The organism is Mesorhizobium sp. M7A.F.Ca.CA.002.05.1.1, assembly GCF_003998335.1.
In the GTDB taxonomy this organism is placed as follows: Bacteria; Pseudomonadota; Alphaproteobacteria; order Rhizobiales; family Rhizobiaceae; genus Mesorhizobium.
Map to the genome: position 1 here is coordinate 1 of NZ_RZQI01000285.1, position 6,568 is coordinate 6,568.

The window sequence follows — 6,568 nt, forward strand, 5'->3', positions numbered from 1 at the left end:
CGGCTCTACCAGGCCGAAAGGCCCAAATTCGTCCAACCGCTACGCGGCCCGTTCTCTATCCGCCCTTCGTGCGGCAATACCCGCAAGCGCGGTGCGGAAAAGCTCAACGTCTTCCGCGCCGGTCGCCGGTCCGATCGACACCCGCAAGGCGCCGAGACTGTCACCGTAGCCCATGGCTTTCAGCACATGGCTCGGTCCGACCTTGCCCGACGAACAGGCAGAGCCGGCCGACAGCGCTACACCGGCCAGATCGAAGGCGATCTGCGCGGTTTCGGCTTTGACGCCCGCAATAGCGAAGAATGCCGTATTGGCAAGCCTTGGCGCACCGGTTCCAAAGATTTCCGCGTCCGGCACCAGCGATTTGACGATGGCCTCGATCTCGTCGCGGCGCTGGCGCACCGCATCCATGGCCGGCAATCCGGCAAGCGCCTCGCGTGCGGCGGCGCCGAAACCGGCAATGGCGGCGAGGTTCTCAGTTCCGCCGCGATGGCCCTTTTCCTGGCCACCGCCATTGATCAGCGGCTTCGGCATCATCAAATCGGAAGCCGCGACGATGGCGCCGACGCCCTTGGGTCCACCGATCTTGTGCGAGGACAGAATCAGATAATCGGCGTAACCCGCTGATAGATCGGTCGAAACACGCCCTACGGCCTGCACGGCGTCGACAATGAGGATGCCGCCCGCCGCCTTGACGATCGCGGCGATACGATCGATCGGCTGGATGACGCCGGTCTCGTTGTTGGCGGCGTGGATTGCGACCAGCGGCAGGCCCTCGCTCTTGTCGTGACCGCCGAGCGCCGACTCCAAGGCGCCGAGATCGGCAATGCCGTTGGCGTCGACGCCGATCCGCGTCACCTGCGCTGCGGGGAACCGTCCGCCGTTCAACAGGCAGGGATGATCGGCCTCCGACACGTAAAGCCGGCTCATACGCACCGTGCCGCGCCCCATCTGCCAGTCGGGTGACAGCAGCGTCGAGGCTGCTTCCGTGGCACCGGAGGTGAACACGACATGCTCCGCCTTGGCGTTGACTAGCGCCGCCACGTCACGCCTGACGGTCTCGATCAGGCGGCGGGCCGCGCGCCCCTCGGCGTGAACCGATGACGGATTGGCCGCGACGTCAAGGGCCGCGACCATAGCCTCGCGGGCCACGGCAAGCAGCGGCGCACTGGCATTGTAGTCGAGATAGGCGCGTATTCCGGCCATTTTCGTCCGTCAAATCCCGTCAGAAGCCATTCCGCTGTCGTATGGCGTTATTTCCTTGAAATTCCAAGGCGAGCCGTCCTATTTACGCGGCTTGCGGCGCGGGTGGCCGGGCTCGATGTCTTGCCACTCAGTTTTGAACAATTCTAAACTAGCTTCTAAGAAGACGCTCGCCCTGCGTCAAGGCCAGAGGAAACGTTCCAGGCACCGCGCGTTCGTATTACCAAGTGGAGTATTTTATGCCTGAGGTCATTTTCACCGGTCCTGCCGGCCGCCTGGAGGGTCGCTATCAGCCTTCCAAGGAAAAGAGCGCGCCGATTGCCATCGTCCTGCACCCGCACCCGCAATTCGGCGGCACGATGAACAACAAGATCGTCTACGACCTCTTCTACATGTTCCAGAAGCGGGATTTCACCACGCTTCGCTTCAATTTCCGCGGCATCGGCCGCAGCCAGGGCGAGTTCGACCATGGCACCGGCGAGCTGTCGGACGCCGCCGCCGCTTTGGACTGGGTGCAGTCGCTGCATCCCGATTCCAAGAGCTGCTGGGTCGCCGGCTACTCCTTCGGCTCCTGGATCGGCATGCAGCTTCTGATGCGCCGGCCGGAGATCGAAGGCTTCATTTCGATCGCGCCGCAGCCCAACACCTATGATTTCTCGTTCCTGGCGCCCTGCCCGTCATCGGGCCTGATCATCCATGGCGATGCCGACAAGGTGGCGCCGCCGAAGGATGTGCAGGGCCTGGTCGACAAGCTGCACACGCAGAAGGGCATCACCATCACGCAAAAGACCTTGCCCGGCGCCAACCATTTCTTCGCCAACGATGCCGACCTGCTGCTCGAGGAATGCGCCGACTATCTCGACCGCCGGCTGGCCGGCGAATTGTCGGATCCGCGTCCGAAGCGGCTGAGATAAACAAGGCAAGAACGGACGGCGATGTACGAACCTCCTCATTTCAGGGAAACGCGGCCGGAAATCCTGCACGGGCTGATCCGGACGCATCCGCTGGGCCTGTTGGTTTCCAACGGGCCCGATGGGCCGGTCGCCAACGCTGTCCCGTTCCTGCTCGACGCGGAAATCGGGCCTAACGGCACGCTGCGCGCCCATCTGGCGCGGGCCAACCCGCAATGGCGCCTGTTGGCCGACAACCCGGCATCCCCCGTGCTGATCGTCTTCCAGGGCAGCGATGCCTATGTGACGCCGTCCTGGTACGAGACCAAGCGCGAGACCGGCAAGGTGGTGCCGACCTGGAATTACGCCATCGTGCAGGTTCGCGGCACCGTCAAGGTGATGGATGATCAGGACTGGCTGGCGCAGCAGATCGCCGATCTGACCATATCCCAGGAAGGCGCCCGCGCCGCACCCTGGGCGGTGACCGATGCGCCGGAGCCCTTCATCCAGTCGCAGATCAAGGGCATTATCGGGCTGGAAATCGAGATCAGCGAAATCCACGGCAAGTGGAAGGTCAGCCAGAACCGGCCGGTCGCCGATCGCGTCGGCGTTGCACAGGGGCTGGAAAGCGAAGACCACCAGTCGCCCGGCATGGCCGGCCTGGTCAGATCCTATGGCGGACTGGACGGCAACTGAACTTCGAATGCTCAGGCAGCCTTCCTTGTCGGTCCGATCAGCCGAAACGTTCTCTTGCGGACCGGCAGTCCCGACGGCATCGGCCGGAAAATGAAGCCGAGCCGGGCAAAGACCAGCCCGCAGGCGAGCGCGAAGCCGCAGCCAAGGCCGAAGCCGGCGACGGTGTCGCTGGGATAGTGCGCGCCAACGAAGATACGGGTCGAGGCGATACAAGCGGTGATCGCCAGGGCGATGTACCAGCGCCGCGGAAACAACAGCAAAGCGACCCCGAACACCGCGCCCATCGTCGTACCATGGCCGGACGGAAAGCCGGCGAAGCGCGCATCGAAAGCGAAGGGGTGCAGGGTCAGCACGCCAAAGTCCTCGTAATAGAGGGGGCGAGCCCGGCCAATGGCATATTTCAGCACATTGACGGCGATCCCCGACAGGCCGGTGGCGCACAGCACCAGAAAAGCCAGGCAGGTCCAGTTGTAGAGCAGCATCAGCGAGCGCCGCGAGAGGCTTCGCCAATCCGTCAGGTTGGCGGCGACAAGCAGAAGCACTGAGGGAATGAGATACCAGCCACCCAGGCCGAACTGGGTGAAAAAGTCGGCAGTCCGGGCAAATCCCGCCGACCACTTGCCGTGAAGCATTCCGGCCGGGGTGTCGAGACGAACAAACGCTGCCGCCGTCAGCAAAACCCAGACCAGCACCCAGACCGACCACAAAACGTTCGGGTATCTGGCCGGGCGGGTGGCAAGGCGGCTTTTGGCGATCTGCATCGTATCGCGAAAATTGTCGAGCGACCGGCGCCCTACCCCAAGGAGCAGGCTCGAAACGGGCGGGCGTGATTTCACCAGCATAGGAAATTCGACCCCATTGTCGCCGTCATGGGCATCGGCGAGCCGTCACTGGGTTACACGATAGAGGCCGAGCGACAGCTTGTCTCCCGACGAATAGTTGAGGCCGTCGACCTCGGCAACGCGGTTCGCCGACTTGCCTTGCGCCGCCAGCAACCCATTCAGTTTCTGCTCGTCGCCGACCTGCGCCAGAGCCAGGGCGCAGGCAGGATCGCCGAGCAGATGCTTGGCGACGCCATCGACATCGGTCAGGACGGTCTTGGTGCCGACCAGGAACACCAGGCTCGGCTCGTGATATTCCGCCGAAGCGAGCACCGTGGTGTCGCAAGGCCTGTTGGCCTGGAACGCCGCCTCGATCGCCGGGCTCAGCCAGATCGGTTTCAGCGAAGGCGCGATGACGCCGAACAACAGTCCATAGGTGATGCCCGCGCAGACGGCGATTGTGCCGATGCGGGAGAGCGGCACTTGCAGCTGTCGCGAAAAAGCGAAATATCCTGCCGCCAGCGCCGCCGCGGCGGCCGGGATGCTCCACCAGGAGAAGGCGCCGGTGAGATAGATCGGCGCTCCGACGCAGACCGCCGCCAGGCCAAGGCTGACCACGGCAAGACCGAATGCGGTCGACCACCACAACCAATCCTGCCAGCGCCTGAGCGGCGCATTCGCCTCCTGGGGCGGCAAGGTCAACAGCCAACCGATCAGCAGCGCCATGCCGGGATAGGCCGGCAGGACATAGTGCGGCAGCTTGGTCGGGATCAGTTCGAACACCAGCCAGAACGGAATGTACCAGGCGAGGCAGAAACGCAGCCGCGGATCGTCGCGCAACCGGTTGAGGGCCTGCAGCCCGGCGCCAACCGCGATCAGACCGAACGGCCACATGAACAAGGAATAGGTCAGCATGTAGAAGCCCGGCGGCAGGCCGTGCGATTCCTCGCCCGAGGCGACCTTGGCCATCATGTCCTTGCCGACGGCATCACTGAGGAAGGCGCCGCCGCTCTTCCAAGTGATGAGGGCGACCCAGGGCAGCACGATGAACAGCACCAGGGCGACACCGCGCACGAGCTTCAGCTTCAGGAGCCAGCGCCAGTCGCGCTCGAAGGCAAACAGGGCGGCGACCGTCAGCACCGACAACAGCGGAGCCACCGGCCCCTTGATAAGGATTCCAAGGCCTTGAGCGGCCCAGAATATCCACGGCAGATGGGCCGCTACCGGTTCGTTGCGGCGCGATGCCAGATAGATCTGAGCGAGCGCGCCTTGCGCCGCCACGCAGCAGGCCAGCAGCATGGCGTCGGTCTTGGCGTCACGCCCCTCGAAGGCGGTGGCGAAGATCGCCGCCATCATCAGGCCGGCGGCGAGACCGGCATTGGCCCCGAACAGCTTGGTGCCTGTCCAGGCAATGCCGACGACGGCCAAGGCAATGCCAAGCATGGAGACGAGGCGGTAGACCCAGATCGGCGCCGCCGCCCCCTCGCCGCTCAGCGCCACGGCCGCCGATTGCAGCCAGTAGATGCCGATCGGCTTCTTGTAGCGCGAGGCATCCTGAAAACGGATGTCGACATAGTCGGAGGTTTCGACCATCTGCTTGGTGGCCTGGACAAAACGGGATTCGTCCCGGTCGACGGGTGGAAGGCTCGCCAGTCCGCTGAAAGTCATCAGCACGCTGAACAGAAAGAGAAAAAGATAGTTCCTGTTCATCGCGGAGCTTTCCGGATCTGATCTGCGGGATGGCCCCGTCGCGGCGCCTCAGGCCCTGCCCTGCGCGGCGCCTCAATACGCCAGCCCAAACGACGAAGCAAGGATTCGCAAATGCCATCCGCGCGGGCACCAAAACCGGAAACCACTTTTGCTGATCGCTGGACCTTTGTCTGGCGCACGATCAGTCGCAAAACCGGAAACCACTTTTGCTGATCGCGCTTGGATGCTAAACGCCCGCGTTCATGCACACCCGAGCCACGCTGGCCGGACGCTTTCGGGAAAGAAAAAATGCCTGCCTTCAAATCGGATTTCCTGCGCACGATGAGCGAGCGCGGTTTCATCCACCAGACTTCGGATGATGCCGGTCTCGACACTATCTTCGCCAAGGAAACGGTGACGGCCTATATCGGCTTCGACGCCACCGCCAAGAGCCTGCACGCCGGCTCGCTGATCCAGATCATGATGCTGCACTGGCTTCAGCAGACCGGTCACCGGCCGATCGCGCTGATGGGCGGCGGCACCTCGATGATCGGCGACCCGTCCTTCAAGGACGAGGCGCGCAAGCTTTTGACCCCGCAGGACATCGAAGACAATCTGGCTGGCATCCGCCGCAACTTCATGCCCTACCTCAAATTCGGCAGCGGTCCGAACGACGCCATCATGGTCAACAACGCCGACTGGCTGATGGAGATCAACTACGTCAATTTCCTGCGCGATGTCGGCCGTCACTTTTCCGTCAACCGCATGCTGGCGTTCGATTCCGTCAAGCTGCGGCTCGATCGCGAGCAGTCGCTGTCGTTCCTCGAATTCAACTACATGATCCTGCAGGCCTATGATTTCGTCGAACTCTACAAGCGTCTCGGCTGCCGCCTGCAGATGGGCGGCTCCGACCAATGGGGCAACATCATCAACGGTATCGATCTCGGCCGCCGCATGGAGGACGCGCAGCTCTATGCGCTGACCACGCCGCTGCTCACCACCTCGTCGGGCGCCAAGATGGGCAAGTCGGCTTCGGGCGCGGTCTGGCTCGATGCGGAGATGCTGAGCCCCTACGAATTCTGGCAGTACTGGCGCAACACCGAGGATGCCGACGTCGCGCGCTTCCTGAAGCTCTACACGACGCTGCCGCTGGACGAGGTGGCGCGACTCGAACGGCTCGGCGGATCCGAGATCAATGAGGCCAAGAAGATCCTCGCCACCGAGATCACCGCCCTGCTGCATGGCCGTGCAGCCGCCGAGCAAGCCAGCGAT

The 6,568-nt window shown here is 63.4% G+C and carries 6 protein-coding genes; 3 read left to right on the plus strand and 3 right to left on the minus strand.

What is annotated here, in order from left to right:
* Nucleotides 1-39 precede the first annotated feature (39 nt).
* Nucleotides 40-1,203: a cysteine desulfurase family protein gene (locus EN939_RS16155; RefSeq protein WP_127268784.1), complete on the minus strand. Its 1,164-nt coding sequence runs from the start codon at nt 1,201-1,203 to the stop codon at nt 40-42.
* A gap of 236 nt (nt 1,204-1,439) precedes the next feature.
* Here EN939_RS16155 and EN939_RS16160 point away from each other — a divergent pair, with 236 nt between their 5' ends.
* Nucleotides 1,440-2,114 carry an alpha/beta hydrolase gene (locus EN939_RS16160; protein WP_023669128.1) on the plus strand — a complete coding sequence of 225 codons (675 nt, stop codon included), beginning with the start codon at nt 1,440-1,442 and terminating at the stop codon, nt 2,112-2,114.
* A gap of 21 nt (nt 2,115-2,135) precedes the next feature.
* Nucleotides 2,136-2,786 (plus strand): FMN-binding negative transcriptional regulator, encoded by a 651-nt coding sequence (locus EN939_RS16165; RefSeq protein WP_127268785.1) that lies wholly within the window; start codon nt 2,136-2,138, stop codon nt 2,784-2,786.
* A gap of 11 nt (nt 2,787-2,797) precedes the next feature.
* On the opposite strand, the gene EN939_RS16170 is transcribed toward EN939_RS16165, so the two are convergent.
* Both EN939_RS16170 and EN939_RS16175 read right to left on the minus strand, forming a co-directional pair.
* On the minus strand, nt 2,798-3,547 hold the full coding sequence (locus EN939_RS16170) for a phosphatase PAP2 family protein (RefSeq protein WP_245473102.1): 750 nt from the start codon (nt 3,545-3,547) through the stop codon (nt 2,798-2,800).
* A 126-nt stretch (nt 3,548-3,673) separates the two neighbouring features.
* Nucleotides 3,674-5,317: an ArnT family glycosyltransferase gene (locus EN939_RS16175; RefSeq protein WP_127268787.1), complete on the minus strand. Its 1,644-nt coding sequence runs from the start codon at nt 5,315-5,317 to the stop codon at nt 3,674-3,676.
* Between the two features lie 288 nt (nt 5,318-5,605).
* Here EN939_RS16175 and tyrS point away from each other — a divergent pair.
* Nucleotides 5,606-6,568 (plus strand): tyrosine--tRNA ligase (gene tyrS / locus EN939_RS16180; protein WP_127268788.1); only part of this gene is annotated, 963 nt, incomplete at its 3' end.